The sequence below is a fragment of the Streptomyces calidiresistens genome (assembly GCF_014141525.1).
Lineage (GTDB): Bacteria > Actinomycetota > Actinomycetes > Streptomycetales > Streptomycetaceae > Streptomyces > Streptomyces calidiresistens.
In genome coordinates, this window is sequence record NZ_VKHS01001309.1 from 1 (window position 1) to 933 (window position 933).

At 72.0% G+C, this 933-nt stretch carries 1 protein-coding gene; it reads right to left on the bottom strand.

What is annotated here, in order from left to right; all coding sequences use genetic code 11:
- Positions 1-95 precede the first annotated feature (95 nt).
- On the bottom strand, positions 96-933 hold an 838-nt coding region (locus tag FOE67_RS27035), incomplete at its 5' end, for an NADase-type glycan-binding domain-containing protein (RefSeq protein ID WP_228474353.1).

Consider the following 933-nt stretch of genomic DNA (forward strand, 5'->3'; position numbering starts at 1 on the left):
GCCGGGGTGGTGTCCGGGTGGGGGGAGGTCTCGGTGTTCACGTTGTTCGCCCGTTCGATGCCTGTTCGGTGCCTGTTCGGTGGGGTGCGTCCCGGTCAGAGGAAGTCCCTGGTCGAGGGGCCGAAGAACTCGATCTCGGCGATGGCGACCTGTTTGTCGTCGGAGGCGGCGTACGCGGTGTCGAGGACGAAGCGGACGGTGACGACCCGCTTGGCGCGGAAGTCGCGGTGCTGCGGTCCCACGCCCTGGTCCAGGGTGATGTCGCGGGTGGTCTTCACGCCGTTGGCGTGGGTGATCTCCACCTCCATGCGACGCGGGAGGGCGGATTCGCCGAGTTGGTCGGCGCGGGTGGAGACGCCGGGGGTGATGACGACATCGAGGAGGTCGACGGGCTCGTCGAAGCGGGCTTCGATCCACTCGCCCTTCCCGGCCTGCGAGACGCCCGGCCCCCACCAGGTGTTGTTCAGCTTGTCGAAGGCCAGTTCGGGGCCTTGGTCGCCGTAGGACCAGGAGGCGTCGACGCGGTTCGGGGCCACCGGGGCGCGCTCGGCGAAGTGGTCGCGGGCCGCCTCGATGGCGCCGGGCAGCCGAACGAGGCCGAGGATCAGCAGGGAGGCCACGACCCCGATGATCAGCCACCTGAGCAGGTACCGCAGGCCACGATCCGGCAGGGGACGCTCACCGGCCCAGGGAACCTCCTCGCCACGGTGGTCGAACAACCGTCGCCACCACGGAAGGCGCTCGGGGTCCGCCTGCTCCTCGGTCGCCGCCATGGACATGGCGCAGCGGGCGCAGTAGTGCCGGCCCGGGTGGTTGGACATCCCGCACCAACGGCAGGGCACGCCCCCCTCGGCCCCGACCTCCCGACCGGGCCCCGTCGCGCGGGGCCGGGCGGGGGCGGTCCTGCCCGGCAGGACGGGGCCGACCGTCGGC